The 25,572-nt window shown below is 67.4% G+C and carries 20 protein-coding genes; 2 read left to right on the forward strand and 18 right to left on the reverse strand.

Annotated features, from left to right (window positions below; genetic code table 11):
* Nucleotides 1-954: 954 nt before the first annotated feature.
* The 7 genes from VJ897_RS14955 to VJ897_RS14985 all read right to left on the reverse strand — a co-directional run bounded on the left by VJ897_RS14955 (nucleotide 955) and on the right by VJ897_RS14985 (nucleotide 9,381).
* On the reverse strand, nucleotides 955-1,929 hold the full coding sequence (locus VJ897_RS14955) for a glycosyltransferase family 2 protein (RefSeq protein WP_324056592.1): 975 nt from the start codon (nucleotides 1,927-1,929) through the stop codon (nucleotides 955-957).
* Nucleotides 1,930-2,094: 165 nt separating this feature from the next.
* Entirely contained in the window at nucleotides 2,095-3,204 is a 1,110-nt protein-coding gene (locus tag VJ897_RS14960; protein WP_324056594.1) for an NHL repeat-containing protein, read from the reverse strand.
* 430 nt (nucleotides 3,205-3,634) lie between these two features.
* Nucleotides 3,635-4,789 carry an NAD(P)/FAD-dependent oxidoreductase gene (locus tag VJ897_RS14965; protein WP_324056596.1) on the reverse strand — a complete coding sequence of 385 codons (1,155 nt, stop codon included), beginning with the start codon at nucleotides 4,787-4,789 and terminating at the stop codon, nucleotides 3,635-3,637.
* A 42-nt stretch (nucleotides 4,790-4,831) separates the two neighbouring features.
* Nucleotides 4,832-6,076, reverse strand: a complete 1,245-nt coding sequence (locus VJ897_RS14970; protein WP_324056597.1) for a DUF6522 family protein — start codon at nucleotides 6,074-6,076, stop codon at nucleotides 4,832-4,834.
* On the reverse strand, nucleotides 6,069-7,223 hold the full coding sequence (locus VJ897_RS14975; RefSeq protein WP_324056599.1) for an MRP-like and DUF971 domain-containing protein: 1,155 nt from the start codon (nucleotides 7,221-7,223) through the stop codon (nucleotides 6,069-6,071). The genes VJ897_RS14970 and VJ897_RS14975 overlap by 8 nt, the downstream gene beginning before the upstream one ends.
* A 4-nt stretch (nucleotides 7,224-7,227) precedes the next feature.
* Complete coding sequence (locus tag VJ897_RS14980; protein ID WP_324056600.1) at nucleotides 7,228-7,818, reverse strand: MarR family transcriptional regulator; 591 nt, start codon at nucleotides 7,816-7,818, stop codon at nucleotides 7,228-7,230.
* Nucleotides 7,819-7,887: 69 nt separating this feature from the next.
* The gene (locus VJ897_RS14985) at nucleotides 7,888-9,381 is read right to left on the reverse strand and encodes a ferredoxin reductase family protein (protein ID WP_324056602.1); all 1,494 of its coding nucleotides are present in this window, start codon (nucleotides 9,379-9,381) and stop codon (nucleotides 7,888-7,890) included.
* Nucleotides 9,382-9,526: 145 nt separating this feature from the next.
* Between VJ897_RS14985 and VJ897_RS14990 the strand changes: the two genes are divergently transcribed.
* Nucleotides 9,527-10,606: a polyheme membrane-associated cytochrome C gene (locus VJ897_RS14990; protein ID WP_324056603.1), complete on the forward strand. Its 1,080-nt coding sequence runs from the start codon at nucleotides 9,527-9,529 to the stop codon at nucleotides 10,604-10,606.
* A 47-nt stretch (nucleotides 10,607-10,653) separates the two neighbouring features.
* On the opposite strand, the gene ilvD is transcribed toward VJ897_RS14990, so the two are convergent.
* From ilvD to VJ897_RS15030, 8 genes are all read right to left on the reverse strand, one after another.
* Nucleotides 10,654-12,411: a dihydroxy-acid dehydratase gene (ilvD, locus tag VJ897_RS14995; RefSeq protein ID WP_324056605.1), complete on the reverse strand. Its 1,758-nt coding sequence runs from the start codon at nucleotides 12,409-12,411 to the stop codon at nucleotides 10,654-10,656.
* A gap of 93 nt (nucleotides 12,412-12,504) precedes the next feature.
* Nucleotides 12,505-13,641, reverse strand: a complete 1,137-nt coding sequence (locus tag VJ897_RS15000) for a lytic murein transglycosylase (RefSeq protein ID WP_324056624.1) — start codon at nucleotides 13,639-13,641, stop codon at nucleotides 12,505-12,507.
* 227 nt (nucleotides 13,642-13,868) lie between these two features.
* Nucleotides 13,869-14,912 (reverse strand): lipocalin-like domain-containing protein, encoded by a 1,044-nt coding sequence (locus VJ897_RS15005; protein WP_324056606.1) that lies wholly within the window; start codon nucleotides 14,910-14,912, stop codon nucleotides 13,869-13,871.
* Nucleotides 14,902-17,304, reverse strand: a complete 2,403-nt coding sequence (locus VJ897_RS15010; RefSeq protein ID WP_324056607.1) for an ABC transporter permease — start codon at nucleotides 17,302-17,304, stop codon at nucleotides 14,902-14,904. Before VJ897_RS15010 ends, VJ897_RS15005 begins: the two co-directional genes overlap by 11 nt.
* Nucleotides 17,301-17,957 (reverse strand): ABC transporter ATP-binding protein, encoded by a 657-nt coding sequence (locus tag VJ897_RS15015; RefSeq protein WP_324056608.1) that lies wholly within the window; start codon nucleotides 17,955-17,957, stop codon nucleotides 17,301-17,303. Before VJ897_RS15015 ends, VJ897_RS15010 begins: the two co-directional genes overlap by 4 nt.
* Nucleotides 17,958-18,019: 62 nt before the next feature.
* A complete protein-coding gene (locus VJ897_RS15020) occupies nucleotides 18,020-18,931 on the reverse strand; it encodes a pirin family protein (RefSeq protein ID WP_324056609.1) in 912 nt (303 codons plus the stop codon).
* A 99-nt stretch (nucleotides 18,932-19,030) separates the two neighbouring features.
* Nucleotides 19,031-20,290: a 3-deoxy-D-manno-octulosonic acid transferase gene (locus VJ897_RS15025; RefSeq protein WP_324056610.1), complete on the reverse strand. Its 1,260-nt coding sequence runs from the start codon at nucleotides 20,288-20,290 to the stop codon at nucleotides 19,031-19,033.
* Between the two features lie 19 nt (nucleotides 20,291-20,309).
* Nucleotides 20,310-21,209 (reverse strand): lysophospholipid acyltransferase family protein, encoded by a 900-nt coding sequence (locus VJ897_RS15030; RefSeq protein ID WP_324056611.1) that lies wholly within the window; start codon nucleotides 21,207-21,209, stop codon nucleotides 20,310-20,312.
* Nucleotides 21,210-21,339: 130 nt separating this feature from the next.
* On the opposite strand from VJ897_RS15030, the gene VJ897_RS15035 reads away from it, so the two are divergent.
* The gene (locus VJ897_RS15035; protein WP_324056613.1) at nucleotides 21,340-21,993 is read left to right on the forward strand and encodes a fused DSP-PTPase phosphatase/NAD kinase-like protein; all 654 of its coding nucleotides are present in this window, start codon (nucleotides 21,340-21,342) and stop codon (nucleotides 21,991-21,993) included.
* Here the strand turns inward: VJ897_RS15035 and VJ897_RS15040 are convergent.
* Genes VJ897_RS15040 through VJ897_RS15050 form a run of 3 tightly spaced genes read right to left on the reverse strand, consistent with a single transcriptional unit; the run spans nucleotide 21,990 to nucleotide 25,549 of the window.
* Nucleotides 21,990-24,140, reverse strand: coding sequence for a hypothetical protein (locus VJ897_RS15040; protein ID WP_324056614.1), 2,151 nt, complete (start codon nucleotides 24,138-24,140; stop codon nucleotides 21,990-21,992). The two genes, VJ897_RS15035 and VJ897_RS15040, sit on opposite strands and share 4 nt — an antisense overlap.
* 57 nt (nucleotides 24,141-24,197) lie before the next feature.
* Nucleotides 24,198-24,893, reverse strand: coding sequence for an RraA family protein (locus VJ897_RS15045; RefSeq protein WP_324056615.1), 696 nt, complete (start codon nucleotides 24,891-24,893; stop codon nucleotides 24,198-24,200).
* A 2-nt stretch (nucleotides 24,894-24,895) separates the two neighbouring features.
* Nucleotides 24,896-25,549, reverse strand: a complete 654-nt coding sequence (locus tag VJ897_RS15050; protein WP_324056626.1) for an alpha/beta fold hydrolase — start codon at nucleotides 25,547-25,549, stop codon at nucleotides 24,896-24,898.
* Nucleotides 25,550-25,572 lie beyond the last annotated feature (23 nt).

A 25,572-nucleotide genomic window follows, 5' to 3' on the forward strand; every position in this document is an offset into this window, starting at 1 on the left:
GCTTGAGGCTCAAGCTGGATCGAATTTTTCGATCCAAGAGCTTGTATTTGTATGCCTCCGGCCTGGACGTCTCTTTTCCAGAGTTGGAGCGACTCTTTCGCCTGTATCTTGCAGAGCATAATCCTGCGGCGCTTGAGTAACATTTCGGTCGAGCGTTGAGACTTTGAGGCTCATCCGCAAACAGAAGGCCAACACTATGTTGTGTTGAAGCGTTCGGCTGGAATGGGCCGGTCACGTCACCTTGGGCAACCAAGGTCGGCCATTTTGCATAGCCCACTCGCTGCGCGGTGCTGATTTTTGTGCCAAGTGCAGCATGGTAGGGTGTCGAACGTGAGCGCTGAATTGCCGCTTTCGTGTTTTCGACAGGGTGCTTTTGCACTTGCAGCGAATGTCCGATTCCCGCCCGTCGTGTATGAACCTGGCCCATGCCGCGCGATGCATGAATGTCGTGGAAGCGCAGACTGACGTCACCTGACACTTTCGCTCAAGATATTTGTGCTCTCGCCTCAAGGCTGCTTTCACAAAGACATGTTGCGTGATGTGCAGAACACTAGTCATCCTTTCCATCTAAACATTCGCCATTCGTTCCGGGCAACCGCGTGCGCCCTCTAAACAAAAAGTTAGGCTATTTCAAATATATACCTAGTCTTGCAAATCCGTGTACACCGGTTCGATTCCGGTACTCGCCTCCATTTTATTTCAGCGACTTAGCAGGTCAGTCGTTCGCGCACTCCGCGAATTCCTTGCCTGCGTCGGTCTTGCCCTCTGACACACCGTCTCGGTTTTGCGCGGTTGCATCGCTTGGCAATTCCCGATCACTGAGGCCCGCAATTCTTCGAGGCACCCCGCCGCCACGAGTTGACAGGCGACATTGAAGTGCCGGCCGCAGATCCATGCACCGGCCGTTCTGGAAGCCCCCTGCGTTTTTCCCCAAATCGGTCGGGTGCGATCCGGCTATTCATGCGTTTCATGCACGCAGGACCTGCCTGGATCGTAATGCGAACTCGAATACCCGAAGACCGCGCGGGTTCGCCCAACCGTTGTTCCTGCGACCCTGCAGGCCCGGGCGAACGAGACACCCCGATCGAAAATGCCGACCATGGCCAGCACGCATGCACGCAGCATCCCCCACAGCAAGAAGACCGTGACTTCAAGCTTCAAGAACCGCTTTTTCTTGCGTGCCATGGCAGTCGCGGCCTGATCGCGGCACCTGCTGTAATAGTATCGGAACGTCAGGCGCGAGACCGGCCAGACCTCGGACACCATTGCATCGGGTGCCCAACCTGTCGAACCGTTGGCCGCCTTGATATCCTCGAAGAACTTCTTGTCCGACCCGCCGGTGAAACGCAGCCTTTCATCGAAGCGAACGCCAGTGTCTTTTTGTGCCGCCAAACGGAGCATCCAATTGTTGGTGTAGACCGGTATGGTTTCATCCCGGCCCGCTTCAACTCTCGTTTTCCGCCGCTCTCCGGCGCGCTTCGCCTGGCACTTCACCTGTTGGAGAACGGCTCTTTGCCGCCAGGTCAGTTCGACCGCGTCCGGGGCCTTGTATCTGACCGGTCCACCGACGAGATCAAGATCGCGCTGCCAAGCAACCGCATGGAGAACGGTCAACCAATCGGGGTCAACGGTTTCGTCATCATCGACAAAGGTCAGGTGGTCGCACTCCGCCGCCACCGCGATGTCGAGAACCCTGTTTCGCGCGATGGGTATGCCTTGCCGAGGTTCCAACGCCACTTCGGCGGGGTGACCGGTCCGACGCGAGAACAGGTCAACCATGGTCCGGATCGTCAATTCGGTGTCGTTTTCCACGAATATGAAAACCACTTCACAGCCATCCGGCACACGCATTGTCGAATAGCTGTCTAGCAGGTCGGAAAGCATGTCATGCCGACGCCGCGTGATCGCTCCGACACCGATCCTGGTCATCTGAACGCCCTTCAATCCATGATTGCCGGTCACATCTCCCGGCCGCGGCATTTTGAGTGACCCGCTCCCTATCCCATTGACAGGACCTGGCGTGGTCCAAGCTGTTCATCGCAGCTGTTGATCGGGCCGTCCTTTTCCTTCTCCGCCGGTCCGGCAAGCCGGAGCTCAACCGGTCGAGACACGGCCAAGTCCGCCAGATACGCCAACCGAGCCAAGCAGTTCATCAGCCGCGGCGAGGATGATGCTGCTCGACCCATAGTTCGTGACGGCGATGACACCCTCGGCCGAAATCCCCAATCCGTGGGGAAAATCAAGAGCATCACCATCGAATATGGCGTCAACCGCCCCTGTGTCGGCGTTCAAGGCCAGGAGCCGGTTGCCAACCTGATCCGGTATCCAGACATGGCCGTTCCAGACGTCCAGTGCGTCCGAATGAACATTGTTGTAAGCGGCCATGCACGCCCACTTGGAGTCGCCCTCATCGAGGGTCCAGAGGCTGGTCTGAACGCCGCTGTATGCCGTTCGGCGCGGGTTCGCGGACACCGCGACCGCAAGATACCGGTGACGAACCGGATCGTGGCAAAGATCGCGCACACCCCATGGTGCCGGCAACTTGTAGCTATCGCGACCGATACCGAAGCGGGGGCGTTTGCCTGTATGGATCGAATAACAAAGGCCTCCGGACGCATCATAGGCGACGCCGTGACAGAAATCCTTGGAGCCATGCGCCAACCGGTCCAGCGTGTCGATCTCGAACCCCGCGTCCGTTTCACGCAGGTGGTACCGGCTGTAAATACAATCCCAGCAACCGCTGACGGCGATTTCCCATGTGGAGGGCGTGATCTGTTTGGCCGCGATGTCATCGCTGACGTGGTCGATGGGACCCGACCAGACCGGACCATCGAGATGGTCCTTCGAAAACACCGCCAGCATCATTCCGCTGCGGTGAGCAGCGATGAACCGGGTTTCGTCCAGCCACCAGACACCCGTCACGGTCGAATAACGGCCCCCGCTTCGGCCGATCTGGAGCTCTGGCGTATTGGCCCGGTTCGGTTCTTCCCAGACAACTTGCTTGCTTTGCCCTCGTGCCATGAACGGCCCACTGGCAGCGCCGTCTTCCGACCGGACAAGATGCCGGCACCGGCGCAGACCATTGGTGGTGGCCACGTTTCGCAACACTTTTACAATGCCGAGTTTCCCGAGCTTCAGGTCCCGTTCCTTTCGATGCGCCCATCTCTGGCGCGGTTTCATGTGTCGGATAACATTGAATACCACGAACCCGCCTTTTCAGTACCATTTCGCGTTATGGCGTTTCAAGTGACCCTGGCTTTGGCGGCGGCCCATTTGGCTCACCGCGGTTATCAAGCATCCGTGCCAAGGGTGGCGCTACCATTTTCAGGCTGTCGAAGCCCCGTCCGATGCGGCCCGTCACGCTCGAGGCAGTTCGACCGGGCAAGTCTTGCCGTCTCGGCGTCTGTCGGGCCGCACCGGCACCATCGAGGACGAGGTCCTTTCAATACCGGCTCGCGCCCCTGCGCAGCACCTCAAGAGGACCGTCCGGCGTTCCCGCCAAGCTTGGCTGCCGCCAGGTCTCTTGAAGTCCGGGATCCCTTGAAAACCTGTCTGCAGGGTTTCGATTGCAGGACGCGCCTGCATCAGTTTCCCGAGTTGGACGCGCCTGTGGCGGGCGGGATTGCCGGGGCGCTCAGACGTCGGGTGCCAGCAGTCCCATGACCTGTTCTGCAATGGCAGGCGAGGCCGTCAGGCCCGGGCTCTCGATTCCAAAGAGGTTCACCAGGCCCGGCAACCCGTGATCCGGCGTTCCTTGAACCAGGAAATCGGCGGCCGGCGCGCCGGGTTCACTCAGTTTCGGACGAATGCCGGCGTAGTCAGGAAAGAGCGCCCCCTCGGGCAGGCCCGGCCAGTAACGACGGATCGCCGTCTCGAACGTGGCCGCGCGTTCGGCGGGCACGGCATGGTCCAGACCGGAAACCGTCGCCTCGGGCGGCAGCCACTCGACATCAGGGCCAAAGCGCACGCGCCCGGCAAGGTCGATGGTGGCATGAACCCCAAGCCCACCATCCACGGGCGCGGGATAAATCAAGTGCCGGAAGGGGGACCGACCGGTCAGGCCGAAATAGCAGCCCTTGGCAAAACGCTGGCGGGGAATCGCCCCGGCGGGCATCCCCTCGATCCGGGCGGCAACATCGGGGGCGGCAAGCCCTGCGGCATTGACGAGGACGCGGGTCGTGATCCCGGCCGGGTCAGCACCGCCGGTGCGCAGCCGATAACCGCCCGCGTGGGGCGATGCACCCTCCAGCGGGGCCGCGGCAACGACATGGCCACCGCCCCCCTCGATATCGCCCACCAGCGCCAGCATATGGGCATGGCTGTCGAAGATGCCGGTCTCGGCGGACCATAGCGCACCTGCGGTGTGCAACTCAGGTTCCATCCGCGCCACGGCGTCCCGGCCCAGCATCCGCACCCCTTCGACCCCGTTGTCGCGGGCGCGCCGGGCCAGGGCCTCGATCTCCGCCAGTTCATCGTCGTCGGTGGCAACGACCAGCTTGCCGCACTTGCGATGGGGAATGCCCCGGCGCGCGAGGTCGTCATAAAGCATGCGCCGCCCGCGCAGGCAGAGCCGGTGCTTGAGACTTCCGGTGGGATAGTAGAGCCCGGCGTGGATCACCTCGCTGTTTCGCGAGGAGATACCCGCACCCCACTGCGCGCCGGCCTCCAGCACGAGGGTCGGGCCGAGGCCCCGCCCAAGTGCGGCGGCGCAGGCAAGACCGACGGCCCCGCCCCCGATCACCACGGCTTGGAAATCGAACGCCAAGACATCCCCTTCCTTTTCGTCCACGCCCAGGGCGCGCCCGCGGCCGGGTGCAAGGGCATGGTGCGGTCAGGCCCCGGCCGCGTCGTCCATTCGGCCCGCCAGCCCGGACAGTTCGCGGGCGTGGTAATCCTGCTCACTTTCACCGGCCGTCGGGCCGCGGCCCAACGCGACGGCCAGGTCAAAGAAGCCCTTGCCGGGCAGGGCGTCCCGACCCCGGCCCACGGCACGGGCGGCGATGAACGGGCGCCCCTCGGCGGCATCGGCGCGCATTGTGGACTCCAGCGCGGCGGTCACCCGGCGCACCGAACCGGGCTGCCACAGCCCGAGTGCGCGGGCCAATGCGCCGTAGGTCACGGTTGCCGTGTCGCCCTTCAGCCCGACCAGATAAGCGCGCACCCGCGCGGACAGGGCACTTTCCTGCCCGGCGGCGTCCTCGGCGGGCGGCGGCGGCGGGATCTCGCGGGCGCTGCCATCCTCGGCAATCTCGGCGGCCCAGGCCCGGGTGGGGCTGCGGATCACGATGCGGGTCTTGCCCGCGTCCGCCCCCTCGCCGGTTTCGGTCACGCCGACGACATCGCCGCGCTGCATGCCGGCGCGCAGCGTCTCGGGTGTCAGGCCCAGCCGGGGGCCAAGGTAATCGGGATCGACGCTGACTTGGCCGTCCTCGCGGTCGATGACACCGGGGGGAACGGGGCGGTTGAACACGGGCGAGCTACCCGAGTCGCGGGTATAGAACGGATTGGTGCCAGACTCGTGATCGGTGACATCAACGATATCCACGACCTGCGGCAGGGCGGCGCGCAGCATCCGTTCCACACCCTGGCGCAGGGTCGCCGCCGAAGCGGCGCAGCCCTGGCAGCCGCCGGACATGCGCAGGTAGACGATGCCATCCTCGACCCCTTCGGCCGAGATATGCCCGCCATGCGCGGCAACGGCGGGGTTGACCTGGGCCTCCAGCAATTCCTGGACGCGTTGCAGCAGGGCAGTGTCCGACGCGCTGTCCGCGGCCCCCTGCCCCAGCGGCGTTTCGGTAAAATCCAGCACCGTGCGAATGGCCGCCGCGATGGCCGGTTTCAGGTCGGCCCAGTCGGCCGCGTCAGCCTTCTGCACCCAGATCGTCGCGCCGCTGACCTCGGCCCGGACCACGCCCGAGACCCCGAAGAGCGCCTTTGACAGCGGCGCATCCGCCGGGCCGTCGAATCGCGCCGTCCGGCCCGTCTGAACCTCGTTGTCCAGCACGAAGCCCATGACCTGCGCGTCTCGGGCCGAGGCCTGGGCGCGGATACGGCGTTGCGTGGCAGCCTCAGACATCCTCCATCTCCGCCCCCTGCATCTCGCGCAGGGCCTTGAAGGTGTAGATCCCGGTGTCGTGCCCGTCGCTGAAGGCCAGGCCCAGGGCATAATTGCCCACGCTCCAGACCCGGGTCAGGGAAATGTCGAGCGGGACACTCGCGGGATCAAGAAGGGGCGTGCCCGACATCTCGTCGCGGCACTTGGCACAGGCACAGGCGAGACGCAGATCGCGGTCGGCCAGCCGCTGCTCGGCCCCGTCGGCCCAACGCAGCATCAAGCCGGAGGCGTCGTGGTCCAGCGCCGCCAGTCGGTTGGCCGGCCCATCCGGCTGAGCCGCGACCGGCGCGGGCTGGCCCCGCCCCTCGGCCGGGTGCCAGTCGAAAGGCGTGACGATTCCGGCGGCCCCGTCACCCCCACCGCCCAACGCGGCGGCAATGTCGCGATAGGCCCGGGCGGCCGGCCCGTCGGGCGCGGCCTGAACCAGCGGGCGACCTTCGTCGCCGCAATCGACCACATGCGGGTCCAGCGGCACCTTGCCCAGGAACTCAACGCCCAGGTCCCTGGAGATGGTCTCGCCCCCACCCTGGTGAAAGATATGCGTGACGGTCCCGCAGGACGGACAGGTAAAGCCGCTCATGTTCTCGATCACGCCCAGGATCGGCACGTTGACCTGTTCCATCATGCGCAGGCCTCGCTGCGCGATCTTGAGACTGACATCCTGCGGCGTGCTGACCACCACCGCGCCCGACAGCGGAAAGGCCTGCGCCAGCGTCAGTTGTATGTCGCCGGTCCCCGGCGGCAGGTCCAGCAGAAGCACGTCCAGTTCGCCCCAGTCCACCTGGCGGACGAACATCTGCAGGTATTTCGTCACCATGGGCCCACGCAGGATTGCCGGTTTATCGTCATCCGTCAGCATCGCCATGGAGATCACCTTGACCCCGTGCGCCTGCGCAGGAACGACCTTCTCGTCGGGGGTCATGGCGGGCTTGCCAGCCCCGATGCCCAGCATCCGCGGGATCGAGGGGCCGTAGATGTCGGCATCCACCACCCCCACGGCAAGGCCCGCCTCGGCCATGGCCACCGCGATATTGGCCGTGACGGTGGATTTTCCCACGCCGCCCTTGCCACTGCTGATGGCGATCATGCGGGGCTCTTTTCGGGTCATCTGATCAGTCTCCTTCAGGGGGCGCCATGCCGCCTGTTTCCATGTCGTAGCTGGCGCACAGCTTGTCGATCTCGCCCCGGTCCAGGTCTGCAGCCATGCAGGCGCAATGCGCCCCCACACCGGTGTCCGAGAAGTGCCCGCAATCCCGGCACGAGCCGAAGGCGGGCATGTCACGTTGCAGGGCAAGGGCCGCGGAGATCCGCGTGAGGCTGGCCCGGAATCGGGCCTGTTCGGGCGCATCAAGCGCGCCGATGACCTCTACCAAGTCCCCCAGCGGGTCCTGCTCCAGCATCATCGCGCCGCTGTCGGTCAGGTCGAAGCGCACGCTGCGTCGATCCTGATCGGACCGGCGGCGGGCCAACAGACCCCGCGCCTCAAGCGACTTTATGACCTGAGAGGCGGTGCCGCGGGTCGTGGCCTGGAACGCGGCAAAGCCCGAGGGTGTGCGCGTGCTGTCATTCGCCCGAGCGAAGAACCGAAGGCAGGCCCATTGCGCCGGGGTGAGCCGTGCGGCACCGGTCTCGCAGCGCGCGAGCCGGCCCAAGTGGACCAGCAGTTCGGCGATCATGTCCGGGTCGGTTTGGGCACTTGTCATGCCCAACAGGTAGCGAATCGAAACTATTGGTGCAAGACGGACCCTGGGTGACACGCGGTCACGGTCCCGTCAGCCCAGCGCAAGGACGAATGCAGCCAACCCGAGGCCCAGCCCAGCGCCCAGCGCGAGGAATCGCCGTCGCATCCGCAGGTCCAGCCGCGAGGCGCCCTCGGAATAGTCGAACCGTTCATACATGACGCGGTCCATGGGCAGGCCGAGGTCGATCAACGTGTCGGCCACCGCCGTAACCATGGGCCCCGGGCCACAGATCATCGCCATGGTCCGCTGCGGATCGAGATCGCGCAGCATGTGCTGGAGCCTGTCGCGGTCCAGCCGCCCCACTTCGCCCGGCCAGTCCGGCCCGGAGGTTTCGCTCAGCAGCAGGGTCTGAAGGTCGAGGTCGCCGGCCGCCTCCGCGATCTCTTCTCCGCAGGCCAGGTTGGCCGGGGTGCCCACCGCGTAGGCCAGACGGACGGGACGATCATGGCCACCTGCGCGCAGGTCGCGCAGCAAGCCCATGATCGGCGCAACCCCGACCCCGCCGGCGATCAGCAGCACCGCGTCGTCCTCGTGTCCCTCCAACGTGAAATGGCCATAGGGCCCGTCGACGCCCATCGGCGTTCCGGGGGTCAGATCGCCGATCCGGTCGGTGAAATCGCCCGCCTCCTTCACGATCAGGCTCAGACCTGCGCGGCGCGGGCTGTCGGCAATGGAAAAGGGATGATCGAAAAGCGGAAACCGCCGCGTCCCTTCGGTGATCCAGACGAACTGTCCGGCGCGATAGCGGGGCGACGTGGTCCCCGGGGCGGGCTGGATGTCCAGTTCCCACATGCGGTCCGCCCGCCGCGTGACCGAGGCCAGCCGAAAGGGCTGCCGATGGAGCCGCGCCCAGCGCAGCCCGTAGAGCACCGCAAGGATGCCCGCAACCGCGGCCCCCACGCCCCACCAATAACCATGGAGCGCCCCCAAGGCACTGAAGCGGCCAACGGTGGCCGCATGGTGCACACCGCCAGCGACGGCCGTGATGGCCAGGACGACATGCGCCCCACGCCAGGCTTCGTACGGCAGGGGCAGACGGTCTCGCAGGGCCGAGCCCAGCACCAGCAGCGCCAGCGCGCCGAGAGCGATGACGCCGGTGAGATACTGCGGCAGGGTCAGGTAGGCGACCAGCCGTTCGAGCCCCAGCGCCGGATCGGCTTGAAAGGTTGGCAGGACATAGGCCAGCGGGTGCAGGACCAGCCCGCCCAGCACCCACCAGGCGGCGGTCTTGTGAAAGGCCATGACACGGTCGATCCCCAGCCGCCCCGAAATCAGCTGGAACCGGCCCGAAGTGACGAACTGCACCGCCATGGCCGCCAGCCCAACGAGCCCCAGGCCGGCCGCGGCAATTTCCCAGGTGGCAGCCGGGGCCACGGATCGCGTCATGGCAAGCGCCAGCGGGGCAAGACAGACCACGAGATACAGCATGGCCACCAAGCCGACGGGCAGGCGCGGTCCCTCCGCACCGACGGGCGTGCTGTCCGCGGACTGACCCCGGTCGTTCGTATGGCTCTTGTCCGGCATCTCTGCTTCCTTTCCGTGCATTGTCCCTTGCCTCGTCCGCCCGGGCGGCCGCGTCGTTGATTTCGGTCAACGTCCCGTCCCGTTTGTGTGCTACCTTGGGCTTTGCGTCATGCAGATCATGATATCCGATCCGGGAGATTCCGACATGTCCTTTTCGATCAAGCCCCTTGCCCTGACAGTATTTCTTCTGGCGCCGGCCTCGCCCCTGGCCGCGCAGGACATGAGTCTGAGCGACATAACCGAGGCCTGGCTCATGGGGCCGCATGGCGACTACGATTCGCCCTCGTTCACGCACTGGAACGAGGATGGCGCAGTGCCCGAGGCCTGTGCCGCCTGCCATTCGGAAACCGGCATGCTGGATTGGCTGGGCGCCGACGGCACCGAGGCCGGGGTCGTGAACCATCCCGGCACGATCAACACGGTGATCGGCTGCGCATCGTGCCACGTCTCGGAGGCCGAGGCGCTGGACGCGGTGCCTTTCCCCTCGGGCGTGACCGTCCCGGGGCTCGGCGCCAATGCCACCTGCACCATGTGTCATTCCGGCCGCGCCTCCACCGACAGCGTGACCGGTGCGACCGGCGGCATGGACCTCGACGCCGTGTCGGCGGACCTGGCCTTCATCAATGTCCATTACGGCGTGGCCGCTGCGGTGATGTACGGCTCGGAGGTGAGTGGCGGCTTCCAGTACGAGGGGCAGAACTATGTTGGCCGCTTCACCCATGTGCCCAGCGCCAATACCTGCGTGGCCTGCCATGAGCCACATACCACCGAGGTCGAGACCGAAAGCTGCGCCGCCTGCCACCAGGGTGTCGACGACATCACCGCGATCCGTACCCAGCCCGCCGATTTCGACGGCGACGGCGTGACCAGCGGTGGCATTCGCGATGAAATCGACGGGCTGCACGCGCGCCTGGACGCGGCGATCCGCACCTACGCGACCGAGGTCGCGGGCCAGCCCATCGGCTACAACAAGGACAGTTATCCCTATTTCTTCATCGACGGGAACGCCGACGGGACGATCGACGCGGGCGAAGCGATCTATCCCAACCAGTATGACAGCTGGACGCCACGCCTGCTGATGGCCGCCTACAACTACCAAGTGGTCGCCAAGGACGGCGGCGCCTGGGTTCACAACCCGCGCTACGCGCTGCAATTGCTGCATGACAGCGTGCTTAGCCTGTCGGAACGGGTCGAGGTGGATACCGGCAGTCTGCAGCGGCCCTGAGGGATCGACGCGGGACCGGGGTTTCGTGCCCCGGCCCCGCCGCCGCATCACAGGTCCATGTAGACGTGCTTCTCGGCCTTGCCGCCGGGGTGGGTCACCGCCCCCTTGTAGGTCTCGCCCACCATCTGCGCGAATTTCCAGACTGCACCGCTGGCATAGATCGTCTCGCGCGGACCGGCCCAGCTTTCCTTGCGCCGGGCCAATTCGTCCTCCGACAGGTCCACACTCAATTCGCCCTTGATGGCATCGATGGTGATGACATCGCCGGTCGCGATCAGTGCGATGGGACCGCAATGGGCGGCCTCTGGACCGACATGGCCGACGCAGAAACCGCGCGTCGCCCCGGAAAACCGCCCGTCGGTGATCAGCGCGACCTTCTTGCCCATGCCCTGGCCGGACAGTGCGGCGGTGGTTGCCAGCATCTCGCGCATTCCGGGTCCGCCCGCTGGGCCCTCGTTGCGGATGACGATGACTTCACCTTCCTCGTAGTCGCGTTGGCGCACGGCGGCAAAGGCGTCTTCCTCGCATTCGAACACCCGCGCCGGTCCGCTGAAGACCTGGTGCTCGGGCGCGATGCCCGCCACCTTCACGATGGCGCCCTGCGGGGCGAGGTTGCCCTTGAGGCCCACCACCCCGCCGGTCTCGGTCAACGGTTTCTCGATCGGGTAGATAACACGGCCATCGGCCTCGCGCTCGATCCGGTCCAGTTCTTCGCCGATGGCCCGGCCCGAGGCGGTGATGCAATCGGTATGGATCAGCCCGGCCTTGCGCAGCTCCTTCATGACCACCGGGATGCCGCCGGCCTCGTAGAGGTCCTTGGCCACATAGGTGCCGCCGGGCTTCAGATCGACGAAGTATGGCGTCTCGCGGAAGATGTCGCAAACGTCCTCGAGGTAGAACTCGATCCCGGCCTCGTGAGCGATGGCGGGCAGGTGCAGCCCGGCATTGGTGGACCCGCCGGTGGCGGCCACCACCCGGGCGGCGTTTTCCATGCTTTGCCGGGTCACGACATCACGGGCGCGGATGTTCTGTTCCAGAAGGTTCATGACCGCCTTGCCCGAGGCCTCGCCATACTGGTCGCGGGATTCATACGGCGCGGGCATCCCCGAGGAATTCATCAGCGCCAGCCCGATCGCCTCGGAGACACAGGCCATGGTGTTGGCGGTGAACTGCCCGCCGCAGGCCCCGGAACTGGGGCAGGCCACCTTTTCCAGAAGGGCCAGTGCCTTGTCGGACAACTGCTGGTTCTGGTGGCGGCCCACGGCCTCGAACATGTCCTGCACCGTCAGGTCGCGGGTGCGGAAGTCTTCGGGGATCTCGTCGTCCTGCGGCGCCCGCCCCGGCAGGATGGAACCACCGTACAGGAACACCGATGGCACGTTGAGCCGCACCATGGCCATCATCATGCCCGGCAGGGACTTGTCGCAGCCCGCCAGCCCGACCAGCGCATCATAGCAATGGCCGCGCATGGTCAGTTCCACCGTGTCGGCGATGGCCTCGCGGCTGGCCAGGGACGACCGCATGCCCTCGTGGCCCATGGCGATGCCATCGGTCACGGTGATGGTGGTGAACTCGCGCGGACTGCCATGCGCCTCGTTCACGCCGGTCTTGACCGATTGCGCCTGGCGCGCCAGCGCGATGTTGCAGGGCGCGGCCTCGTTCCAGCAGGAGGCGACCCCGACAAGCGGCTGGTGAATCTCCTCCTCGGACATGCCCATGGCATAGTAATAGGACCGGTGCGGCGCGCGTTGCGGGCCTTCGGTCACATGGCGGCTGGGAAGCTTGGTCTTGTCGAACTTGGTCATCTCGGGCCCTGTTGTCTGGAACTGCGCTTGACACGTATCGCCCCTCTGGTAGCGCCAAGACACCGGTTTGGCAATCGCGCCCCCGCACCCACTCTAGCGCAACCGTGCCAGCAGCGCGCGGTTTGCCTGTCCGGTGACCTCCAGTCCTTGCGCGGTCTCGAAGTCACGTATCGCCGCCTCGGTCAGCGGGCCGATCACCCCGTCGATGGTCCCCACATCAAAGCCGCGCGCCGCCAGCGTGCGCTGAACCGCGATCCGGTCCGCGCGGGTCAGGCCATTGGCGTCCGGCGGAAAATCGCCGCGCAGCGGTCCGCCACCGGCGAGACGGTCGGCCAGGTGGCCCACGGCGGCGGCATAAAAATCAGAGTTGTTGTAGTGCTTGAGCACGTCGAAATTGCGCGTGACGGTAAAGCGCGGCCCGCCCGCCTGGGGCCGGATCGTGCGGCCTGCAATCGTGCCGGCCACCGCCTCCTCACCCCATGCAAGGCCGCCGCGCCAGCCGTTACGGGCTAGGTAGCTCGCGGTCGAGGCCAGCGCATCACCGGGATCGTCGCCCCAGATGTCGCGCCGCCCGTCGCTATCGAAATCCACGGCAAAAGCGAGGTACGAGGTCGGGATGAACTGGGTGTGGCCCATGGCGCCGGCCCAACTGCCGCGCAGCTTGTCTGGCGTCGTCTCGCCCGCTTGAAGGATGCGCAGGGCGGCCAACAGCTGATCCTCCCAGAAGGCGCCGCGCCGCCCGTCAAAGGCCAGCGTGGCGGTGGCCGAGACCACCGGGATGCGCCCGCGTTTGTCACCGAATTCGCTTTCCACACCCCAGATGGCGGCGACGACGTGGCGCGAGACACCGAAGCGGCCCTCGATTGCGGCGACGGTGTCGCCATGCCCGCGCATGGCCGCCCGGCCCTTTGCCAGCCGGGCGTCCGATGTGGCGATTGACAGGTAGTCCTCGAAGGTCCGGCGGGTCTGGATCTGGCTGGCGTCGCGCCGCACCACCCCGGGCAGGTAGCCAGCATCTGCCAGTCCGGCCTCCAGCGTGGCCGGTGAAATGCCACGGGATGCCGCGCGTCCTCTGAACCCCGACACCCAGGCGTCGAAGGCGGCGTTGGGCTGAGGGCGTAGGTCTGCGGGCAGCGCTTGGGCGTCCTGCGCGGGAACCGGCCCGGCCCCGCAGGAGGCAAGGCTCCAAGCGGCCAAGAGCGTCAGCATCTGGCGGCGGGTCGCGGTCATCACCCCTGCACGTTAGGCGGTCCGAAGCCGGCCGGCAATCGCCCGCGCGCGCCGCTGGCCGATCCTTGCCGGGCCTTTGCACAATCGTAACTCCTACCCGGCAGGCTCGTGCCGGACGCCCGTTCGCGGGTGTCGCAAATGTCTGTCACGAGTGTGTTGGCGAGTATCCGGGTGAAGGTACGGGCCCTGTGCCGCGCGCAGGGCCCGTTGTCCGACCGTCCGCAGTGTCACTCGTAGCCCGTCATCTCCAGGTAGCCGACGCCGTCATGGCTTCCGGTAACCGTCACTGGGCCTTCCCAGTAGGGCACGCTGACCCCCATCCAGGCGCGCGGGTTCAGGGCCGCCGCGGTGACATCCAGGCCCCGTGCGGGCAGCGTCAGCCGCCAACGCGTCGGCACCTCTCGCCCCGCCACCCGGGTCTGCGTCAATGGCTCTGCCGTGATCGCAGCATCGGCCAGCGCCGTCGTCGTGCCGTCGGGCGCGATCCATGTTCCCGAACTGTAGGTGTCACCATCGCGCTGGCGCAACTGGAACGCCATCAGCTTCGCGCCGGAGTCGAAGGTCAGCGAGAACCAATCCCAACCGCTTTGATCCGCGGCCAGTGGCTGCGAGGACCATTCGCGGTCCAGCCACGCGCTGCCCGTGACCGGCACCACTCCACCGGGCAGGGTCAATTCGCCATCGATCCGATAGAAGGGCTGAGAATAATAGTAACTCGCCTGTCCCTGCGCCGACTTGACCGAATAGCCCCCCTCTCCATGGAACACCAGCGGCCCCTCGGCCTGCAAGTCCATGTCATAGGCGAAGTCCGGCCCGGTGGCGGTCAGGTCCAGATCATCCAGCGTCGGCCCCGACATCTGCCAGTCGTCGATCCGGGCCATGAAGGGGTCAGTCTGCACCCCCGCCTGCCCGATGCCGCCCCGGGCAAAGCGCTCGGTGTTGTAATGGTCGTCGGGCGTGGTCACGGCGGCATGGGCGAACCAGACCTGCGGACTGTCCCACCCTGCACTCTCGCCAGGTGCCAGCGCCGAGCGGAACAGCGTCCATTGCAACCCGTAGGGCTGACCCTCCGGTCCCTCCAGGTTGGCGGTCAGATACCACCACTCGATGCGGTAATCGGGGTGCGGGCCGTGATCGGCGGGAAAGTCGAAAACCGGGTCGGGGGCGGGCACGGCGAAACCCTCGGCCTCCGTGCCCATGCCCGCGAAGCCCTGCGCCAGCGCGGGCTGGGCCAGCATCGACAGCAGGACCAGGAGCGCATCACGCCTCATTTGCAAACACCTTCAGCAGGTCCGAAGGCGGCGTGCGCGCCAGCCGCCAGGCGGGCCAGAGCGCGGCAAGCAATGCCGCCAACAAGGCAGACCCACCCAGCACGGCGTAATCGCCGGGAAACAGGAACACGGGCAGCCGCCAGCCAAAGGCCTCGACGTTGATCACCGCCAGCAGCATCCAGGCCAGCGCCAGCCCCAGCGGCAGCGCCACCAGCAGCGTCAGCGCCGCCAGAACCACCGCGCGCAGCAGTTCCATCCGCCCCAGTGTGGCCCGCGTCAGCCCCAGCGCCCAGGCCGGGGCAAGCTGCGGCACGCGCATGGCAGCCAGGGTCAGCAGGCTCATCAGGATGGCAAAGCCCGCCACGGCCAGCGTCAGAACGTTCAGCGCCGCCGTGACCGTGAAGGTCCGTTCGAACACCTGCAACGAAAATGCCTTGAGCGCCGCCTGGTCGGTGATCTGGCCCGGCGCAAGGCCCATGTCGCCGACCAACGCGGTGCGCAGGGCGGCGGGGTTGGCGGTCACAAGGCCGAAGCGATCCGGCGCGACCTCGGGGAACAGGCGCTGGAACAGCGGTTCACCGATCACCACCTGCCCGATCGGGTTGCCGTAGTCGCCCACGACCCCAACGATCGGCAGGCTCCGATCCGGGGCGAGGGGCAGCGGATCGCCCGGCCATAGGCCCGCGCGCCGGGCCAGTTGTTCATTGACGATCGCGGCCTCGCCCGCCGCCACACGGTCCCAAACCGCACCGTCGGTGCCCTCCTGCGCGATAAACCGCCAGTTCTCGACATAGTCGGGGGCGACCCGCGTGCCGTATATTTCCGCCGGCTGGCCCGCGATCCGCGTCTCGACCCACTGTATAGGAAGCACGGCATCGGCGCGGTCCTGAACGAACCCCTCCAGCGCCGCGCCCTGCGCCTTGTCCTCGGCTTCGACATAGAGATCCGCGAAAAGGCGCTGATCCAAGAAACCGGTGAAGGTCATTCGGAAACTCGACACCATGGTCGAGACGCCGATGTTCGCGGCCATGGCCAGCAGAAGCGCCATGAGCGCAAGGCTCAGCCCGGGCAATTGCTGGCGCGTGTCCGCGAGGAACCACTGGCTGCGCACGCCCGCCACGCGGGCCTCGCCCAGCGCCAGCGCCCAGTCGAGCACCAGTGGCAACGCCAGCGCCGCGCCCAGCAGCAGACAGGCGAGGCTGGCAAACCCCGCGACCAGACCGCCGCCCAGCAGCGTGCCCAGCCCGGCCAGCACCAGCAGCGCCAGCGCGGCAGCGGCCTGAACCCCGCGCCGACGCCCCGAGGCGACGGCCCAGGCCCGCGAACCAGTCGCCAGCACCGGCATCCGCGCGATCTTCCAGAACGCGCCGGCCCCGGCCAGCGCCGCCCCGAGCAGGGCAATCCCCAGACCCGACAGCCACCAGACCGGGGCCAGCTGCAAGGCACCCGCGACCTGCGCACCGTAAAGCCCCTCGAGCGTGGCGGCGACATCCGGCAGAAGGCTGGCGGCCAGCACGTAGCCCAGCGCGACGCCGATGCCGCCCGCCCCCAGCGCGATCAGGGCCAGTTCCAGCGCCATCAACAGCATCAACCGGCGAAGCGACAGCCCCAGCGTGCGCAGCGTGCGGATCATCGCGCGGCGCTGTTCGAAGGCCAGGCCGATGGCACCATGGACGATGAAGATACCGACGGCAAAGCTCAGCAGGCCGAAGGCGGTCAGATTCAGGTGGAAGCTGTCGGTCAATTGCCCGATGTCCGAACTTTGTTGCGAGGCGCGCCGGATCAGCCCAGGGGCGACGGCCTGAAGATCGGGCCGGCCCAAGGGCTGCGCCTCGGCCAGGATCAATCGGCTGAAGTCGTCCCGCTCCAGCAGAGGCTGTGCGACGCCGATATCCGTGAGCGCCGTATCAGGGGCAAGGCCCGGGTCCGCGATGACCCGTTGCGACACGGTCTTCGCCAAGGCCTCGGCAATGCCGGGATGGGCGAATATAACGCCCTCGGACAGGAATGCGGGCAGCGTGGCCTCGTCGCTGCGCGTCATCGGCCCCACGCCGCCCGGGGCTGTCAACGGATCGATCCCCACCAGCCGCAGACGGGCCTGCCCGGCTTGCAATGGCCCCTCCAGCACTGGCGAGACCTGCCACCCGGCCCGGCGCAGCGCCAGGTAGGTGCCCAGCGGCAGGCTGCTCCCCGCGCGCGGCACCAATTGGTCATAGCGCCCTTCGCCCAGCACCGCCGCCGCCGCGTCATAGCTGGCCCGGGCCTGCGCGTTCAGAGCCTGCACCCCCGACCAGAGCGCCGTGGCCAGCGCCAGCCCGGCCACCAGCGTGAAGAGTTGCAACGGATTGCGCCGCCAATGCGACCAGAGCGCGGAAAACCCAGCGCCCGTCATACCAACCGCCCCTGCCGCAGATGCAATTGCCGCCCCAGCCGCCCGGCCAGGTCCGGCGAATGGGTCACCATCATCAGCCCGGCGCCGGTCTCGGCCACAAGTGCCAGCATCTGATCCATCACCGCCGCCGCCGTCGACTCGTCCAGGTTGCCGGTGGGTTCATCCGCCAGCACCAGCGCTGGCCGCGCGGCCAGCGTGCGGGCGATGGCCACGCGCTGCTGCTGCCCGCCCGAGAGTTGCTCGGGGTATTTTTCCAACTGTGCGGTCAGGCCCAGCGCCTCGGCCAGACCTGCCACGCGCGCGGCATCGTGCCGCCCCGCAAGCCGGGCCTGGAAGGCGATGTTGGCCGCGACGGTCAGCGAGGGGATCAGGTTGAACTGCTGGAAGATGACCCCGACCGTACCGCGCCGCAGGGCTGCGCGGCCGGTATCGTCCAAACCTGTGACCGGCCGGCCATCAATGGTGATGCGCCCCCCATCGGCCCGGTCCAACCCGCCCACGAGGTGCAAAAGCGTGCTCTTGCCCGACCCGGACTCACCACGCAGGGCCAGCGTCTCGCCCGCCTGCAATTGCAGGTCCACCCCGTGCAGCACGGGCACCGGCCCCTCCGGGCCGGGATAGGATTTCGACAGATTCTCGACGTTCAGCAACATGCGCGCCCCTTCCGCACATGAAGCTATGACAAAGGGGCACAAATGAAAGGCGAAAACCCTGCCTAATGCGCGGGCTTGATGAAGCACCCGTTGCGCAGCTCGCGCATGGCCTGTCGCAGTTCTTCTTGGGTGTTCATCACGATCGGACCATGCCAGGCAACCGGCTCCTGGATCGGCGCGCCCGAGATCAACAAGAAGCGCACGCCTTCCGCGCCTGCCTGGACCGTCACTTCGTCGCCGGTGCCGAAGCGCACCAGCGTGCGGTCGCCTGACATGTCGCGGATGTTGACCTCCTCGCCCATGACCTCCTTTTCCAACAGCACGCCCGACGGCGCGCTGGCGTCGGCAAAGGCGCCCTGGCCGGCAAAGACATAGGCAAAGGCGCGGCGATAGGTGTCGATCCGGAAGGTCTTGGTCACCCCCGGCGGAATCGAAACGTCCAGGTATTGCGGGTCGGCGGCGATGCCGTCCACGGGACCGGTCCGGCCCCAGAATTCGCCCACGATCACCCGCACGACGGTGCCGTCGTCGTCGATAACCTCTGGGATGTCCCCGGCCTGAACATCCTGGTAGCGCGGCGCGGTCATCTTCTGGCTGCCGGGCAGGTTTCCCCACAATTGGAAACCGTGCATCTGGCCATTCGCGTTTCCCTTGGGCATCTCCTGGTGGAGAATGCCCGACCCGGCGGTCATCCACTGAACGTCGCCCGCGCCGAGCGTGCCTGCGTTGCCAAGGGAGTCGCCGTGTTCCACGGTGCCGTTGAGGACATAGGTGATCGTTTCGATCCCCCGGTGCGGGTGCCAGGGAAAGCCGCGCAGGTAGTGTTCGGGCAGGTCATTGCGAAAATCGTCGAACAACAGGAAAGGGTCCAGTTCGGACGGGTCCTGAAAGCCGAAGGCTCGATGCAGGTGCACGCCGGCCCCTTCCATGGTTGGCCGGGCCTTGCGGGTCTCTAGGGTGGGGCGAATGGACATTGGAACCTCTTGGCGTCGCTGACTGCACCTCATCTAGGTCCTGCACCGGCACGCGCTCAAGCCGCACCTTCCAACCGGTCCTGTGCGAAGGCGCACAACTCAATAGGTCAGCTGTTCGAGGATCGCCTGAAGCGCGGCCTCAGTCGCGCCCTGCGCGCGACGTACGACGCCGGCCGCAGCGCGCGCCACTCTCTCGTGCTCGCCCGCCTGCAAGCGCCGAACGGCCGCGGCCAGGTCCTCGGCCCCGCTCACGGGCAGGGCGCCGCCCTCGGCGTCGAGCGCGGTGTAGATCTCGGCGAAATTGTCCACGTGGGGCCCGTGCAGGATCGCCGTGTCGAGTTGCGCGGGCTCGTAGGGGTTGTGCCCGCCGACCCGCGCCAGCGACCCGCCGACGAAAGCCACGGGGGCAAGGCGGAACCACAGCCCCATCTCGCCCATGGTGTCGGCCAGGTAGACATCCGTCTGCCCATCCGGTGCCTCTCCCCGGCTGCGCTGGGCCATGGTCAAGCCGGCTGTCCGGATCAGCGCGGCAATGGCCTCGGCCCTCTCGGCGTGACGCGGGACCAGGATCAACAAGCCCCCGATTCTGGCATGGGCCGCCAGCACCGCCTCGTCCTCGCCCGGGTGGGTCGAGGCGGCGCACCAGACCTGCTGATCGCCGATCACCGCGCGCAGGCGGGCCAGGGCCCGGGGGTCATGGGACAACGCCGGGCGATCCTGCTTGAGCGCGCCGGTCAGGCGCACCCGATCCCCGTTCACACCCACCCCACGCATCGCCGCCAGCGTCGTTTCTTCCTGGACGTGGATCTGACGGAACGGGGCCAGCAAGGCCCGGGCCGTCCCCGAGAAGCGACGCCATCGCGCGGCCGTCCGGCCCGAGACCCGCGCGTTGAGCAGCAGCATCGGAACGTCGCGCCGCGCCACCTCGTAGAGCATCCGCGGCCAAAGCTCGCTTTCGACCCAGACCGCGACGTTGGGCTGCCAATGGCGCAGGAAGCGGCGGCAGGCCCCCTTGGTGTCATAGGGTGCGACCTGGTGAAAGGCGCGCGGCGGCAGGTCGCGCGCCAGCATCCCCGCCGAGCTGCGGGTGGTCGATGTCACCATGACCTGCACGTCCGGAACCGTGGCCAGCAGACGCGCGATCAAGGGCAGGATCGACTGGGTCTCGCCGACGCTGGCGGCATGGAACCAGACCAGGCGGCCCTCGGGGCGCTCACGCGGGCTGCGGCCCCAGCGTTCGCCCAGCCGGTCGGGGTCCTCCTTGCCGCGGGCCAGGGCCCGGCGCTGCCACAGCGCAAAGGCTGGCCCGGTGAACCGGCTGACGGCCAGGTAGACCGCGTGCGGGATCGAGAATGCCATGGCCTTGCCCCTTGTCGTCTCAGATCGCGCCCGCTTGGGCCTGGCGACGGCGCGGCACCTTCCAGCGCCGATGCGTCCAGATCCACTGACCCATGTGCGCGCGCACCTGCGCCTCCAGGCTGTCATTCAGCGCCTGGGTCATGGCCAGCGGATCGCCATGCGGGATCGGGGCCTCGGTGACCAGGTCGAAATGCAGGCCATCGAGCCGGCGGATGCCGTAGACGGGCACCAGCAGAGCGTCATATTTCAGCGCCAGGTCAGCGGCGGAGGTGGCGGTCATGGCCGGTTTGCCGAAAAAGCGCAGATCGGCCCCGCGGTCCATGTGCTGGTCGTGCAGCACTCCCAGCACACCACCCGCGCGCAGGTGACGCACCATGCCGGCCATCCCGGCCCGCCCACGCGCGAAAAGCACCCCGCCGCCATCTTCCATGACCGCCCGGTAGCGCCGGTCGAAGGGCCGGTTGTTGAACGGACGGTAAAGCGAGCCGACATTGAACCCGCGCTGCAACAGCGCCCGGCGGTAAGCGTCGTAATTGCCGATATGTCCAGAGGCGATGATGATCGGGCGGCCTGCGGCACGGGCCTCTTCCAACGCCGCGACCCCCGGCCCGCCGAACCACGCGGCGCGCGCCATGGTGTCGAGGCCGTCGGGCGAGAACTCCTCGATGAACAGCCGCCCGATGGTATCGGGCACCGCGCGCTCCAGCGCCTCGACCTCGGCGGCGGGCAGATCGGGCAGGACATGGGCCAGGTTCTCGCGCACCCGTGCACGCAGGCCCAGCGGCCCCGACAGCGCCACCATGGCCCGGCCGGCCAGGCGCACCCGCGCGCGGTAGGGCAGCCGCCGCAAAAGCCCTAGCGCCACGGTGATGCCCGTGTATTCCAGCCTTTCGCGCATGGTCACAGGTGCCTCGGCCATGCCTGCCCTCCCTCGACGTCGGACCCACGCCATAGCACCAAGCCCGCGCGGCGGGAACACCCCGTCGGGTCCGCTTGTCCCGCGAGGCGCTTCGGGCTATGCACCGCCGCGAGATCATGCCGGGGCCCATATGATATTGCTTGGACAGAAACTGCGCCGTTGGCGCAACGGTCGGCGGCACGCGGCCCTCGCAGGCACAGCCGACCACCGACGGGCCCGCCGCTACGTGCGCTGGGTCGATCATGGCATCCTGCGCAATCTCTGGCACAACCAGTCGGAATTCGCCGCCGGCGCCTGGCGATCCAACTACCCAGACGAGCCCCGCATCGCCCGCCTGGCCGAGCGGGGCATCCGCAGCATCATCACCCTGCGCGGCACTGCCGCGACGCCCTTCTACCTGCTCGAGCAAGAGGCCTGCGCACACCACGGTATCACACTTTACGGGGTCGCCCTGCGGTCACGCGCGGCCCCCGACAAGGCAGCGCTGCAAAAGATGATCGCGCTGTTTCGACAGGCCGAACGCCCGCTGCTGATCCACTGCAAGTCGGGGGCCGACCGCGCCGGGCTGGCCAGCGCCATCTACCTGATGGTGATCGAGGGGGAACCGCTGGCCCGCGCGCGTCGGATGCTGTCGGCCCGCTACATCCACTTCCGCTGGACCCGGACCGGCGTGCTGGACATGCTGCTGGACGATTTCGCCGCCTCGGACGCGCCCGACTTCGAAACCTGGCTGGACCGCGACTATGACGCCGCGGCCCTGCAGGCCCGGTTCGAGGGGCGCTAGTCGCGCCGCCCCACCAGGCCGGTCAGAACAGCGGCGCCCACGGCGGTGATCAGCCAGCCGGCCATCTGGATCGGCATGCGCAGGGCGTAGCCCAGCCAGCCCCACCAGCCCCGGTCGCGCGAGGGCGCCCAGGTGGTTTCCTGGCCCAGCGCGTCCAGCGGCACGAACAGGTCCAGCGCGTAGAGCCCGGCGTTGAAGCTCTCGTAATCCGCCGCCGCCGGGGCCTCGGCCAGCCAGGCGTGCAGCGGCATGGTGCAGTCCGCCGTGTCTTGTGGCGCGGACCAGCCTACGGCGGCCCAGTCCACCGGCGCGCAGCCCGCCGCCACCGCCGCCTGCCACGCCGGCGAGGTCAGCACGACATCCGAATTCGGCGCCATCTGCCCGGCCCGGTAGGCCGTGCCATAGAGGACCGAGGCCCCGAGCAGGATCGCCAGGACCCAAAGCAGGGCGCGCGCCGGGGCGTGGCCATAGCCGAAAACCCCCCGGAACAGCGCATCGACACCGCGCGTCCCCACGGCCGGCAGGGACGCGAGCGCGGCCTGCCATGTGCCATCCACCCGGCTTAGGGCGCGGCGCTGCGCCGCGACCCGGACCAGGTGTTCGCGCCTTTCCAGAACCCGGGCGGCCCCGCCACGATTGCCCTGCGCGTCCAGCACGCGGGCCAGGTGGGTGTAGGGCTGCGGATCAAAAGCGCTGCGGTCCTCGCCCAGCCACGGCTGGGCGCGCAGGTTCGCGGCGAACTCGGGCGGCAGGGCGCGCTCGGTCTTGCGGCCCAGCCAGTGCAGCCGCTCGCCCAGGCTCATGTCGCTTTGCAGCCGGTCATAGGTGAAGCCTGACAGGTGCATCTCTTTCGTGCGGTCCCAGGCCCCGCGTTCGTCGTGAAGGACACCGCAACTGGCCTCGGTCAGGTCGATCCCGCGGCAGGTGTCGCGCAGGTCACGCCAGAAAAGCCCTTCGGTAATCCGCGCCGATTCGAGGGCGAGGCCATCGGCCAGGGTGGCCCCGGCGATTGATAGGTTGCCCGTAATCCGCGCGCGGACGAAGTCCATGACGCCCGTCGCGTGGACCCCCTCGCGAAGAAACACATCCGCGCCGATCACCGCCGCCTGGGCGGTCAGCGCCCGGCCCCCGGCGCCGTCAAACCGGCCACCATCGCAGGATAATTGCCCGGTTATATTGGCGCCGGTCAGGTTGACCTCGCCCGTGGCGTGGAACCCGCCGCGCAGCAACACGTGCGCGCCGATCACCGCCGCGTCCGCGTCCAGCGCGCGGCCCCCGACCCCGTCGAACCGGCCGCCGACGCAGGCCAGTTGCACAGTGATCTTGGCTGCGACCAGATTGACCTCTCCCCTAGCGTAGAAACCGCTACTGAGGAATACCGAGGCGCCAACGCTGGCCCCGTTCGCATATAAAGCTCGACCCAAGTCTCCGTAGAACCGGCCCCCAGAGCAATCCAAATGACCGGCAATATTCACTTGGCAAAGGTTAACCTCACCATACGCTTGAAAGGCATCTATCATGAACAGGGTGCCACCAATGGTGGCCGAATTCACGGTAAGCGCCGGGCCTCTATCTGTCGAAAAGAGGCCGCCCTTACAATCCAAATGTCCTTTGATCCAGGCGCCAGAAAGGTCAACGCCACCTTTCGCGCTAAACCCATCGCGAAGATGCAACCCCGTTTCAATTCGCAGGCGTTGCAAATCGAGACCTTTTTCCATTCGACTGCCAGATAAGTGGAGTGCGCCAAGGTGCGCGTCTCGGAAGGTCGGGCGCGCCGGAAAGAGGCAATGGTGCAGGGACAGGTCAAGCTCGGTGCGGCAGCCTTGCAGGTCAAGCTCCCCGTCGATCCACGCCCCGGCCAGCTTGACGCCCTTGGGATGGGGGCGGGCGCCATCGGCACAGCCGCCCTCGAGCAGGTAGCGGATCAGGGCGGGGCGCACGCGGCGGCCGGGGTCCTGCGTACCCTTCGGGCGAAATCGGTCCACCATTTCCGCCACCGTCGGCGGATCGCTCAAAGCTGGCGGGTTTTCGTTCATCGTGACGGCAAACCGCCCGGTCGCGCAGGCGTCGAGCAAATCCCGTTCCAGCGCCGACCAGCCGGTGTCGCCCTTCACCTCGTCGATCGTCAGCCCGCGGGTTGCAACCATCACGCCCTCCACACGCGCGCCAGCATGGGCGGGGCGGGCGCGGGGGTCAATCCGCGCTCAGGTGCGGGCTTTCTCGAAGGCGGCCCAGGCGGCCTCGAACCTTTCGAAGTCGAAATCCGGGGCGCGGGCCGGATCCAGCACCAGGCGCTCGGTCTCCAGCAGCTTGGGGATGGCGCGGGCCAGCTCGGGCAGGTGGCCCTCGGGGATGACAAGCGCGCCGTGGCGGTCGGCGTGGATCAGCTCGCCATCGGCCACCGTCAGCCCGAAAACCGTGACCGGCGTGCCGATCTCGCGCACATGGACAAAGGCGTGGCTCGGCCCCACCGACCCGGCGATCACCGGGAACCCCTCGGGCAGATCACCGAGGTCACGCATCACGCCGTTGGTCAGCGCGCCCGCCAGGCCGAAGCCCTTGTGGACGGTGGTGTTGATCTCGCCCCAGAAGGCGCCGACGGCATCGGTGCCGTCCATGTCCTCGATAACCGCCAGGGCGGGTCGGGGGCCTTGCGACATATGGCGGTAGTAGTCCATGCGCCGGGCCTTGATGACCTCCGGCGCCTCGTCGGGCGGGACGGCAGCGGCGATCCGCGCCGTTCGGGCATACCCTACGACGGCGCCGCCTTCGGGGTCGCTGCACAGAACCGTACCGCGGGTGAAACGGTCGAAGCCGCGCTTGCCCTCGACCACCTCGATGGCGTTGCACACGGTCGGGGTATCGACCCGCCGCAGCAGGTCCAGCAGGGATTGGTCCATGGTCATGTCTCCTCAAGCCAGCGGCGCAGGGCCGCGGTTGTCGCATCGGGCTGTTCCAGGGTGGGCAGGTGGCCCGCGCCCTCGATCACCCGCAGGGTAGAATCGGGCAGCAGGGCGTGCATCAATTCGTGCCGCGCCACGGGGCACAGGCTGTCATCACGCCCGCAGAGCACCAGCGCCGGGCGATCGAACCCGCGCAACGTTTCGCATTGGTCAGGCCGGTCGTGCAGGGCGCGCGACTGGCGGATGAAGACATCCGGCCCCAGGTCCAACGCCATGTCCATGCACAGGTCCAGGATCGCCGCGCGCCCCGGTCCGTCGGCAAGGTAGTTGGGCTTCATCTCGTCGCGCATCACCGCACCCAGCCCGCCCGCCGCCGCGCGGTCCATCTGCGGCTGGCGGCGGGCCTTGACGTGCTCAGCCTCGGCCAGAGGGTTGGCGTCCATCAGGGCCAGCCCGGCGACCCGATCGGGGGCCTGCCGGATCACCTCCATCGCAACGATGCCGCCCATGGACAGCCCGCCCAGCGCGAAGCGCTCGGGGGCCTGCGCCAGAACCTCGGCGGCCAGCGCTTGCACGGTCTCGGCCCCGGTGACGGGCAGAACCGTCGCCCCCAGCGCCGCGACCTGCGCGCCGAAGAGCCGCGCGTCGCACATCATGCCCGGAAGCAGGATCAGTG

This window comes from Salibaculum sp. (assembly GCF_035270045.1).
In the GTDB taxonomy this organism is placed as follows: Bacteria; Pseudomonadota; Alphaproteobacteria; order Rhodobacterales; family Rhodobacteraceae; genus Salibaculum.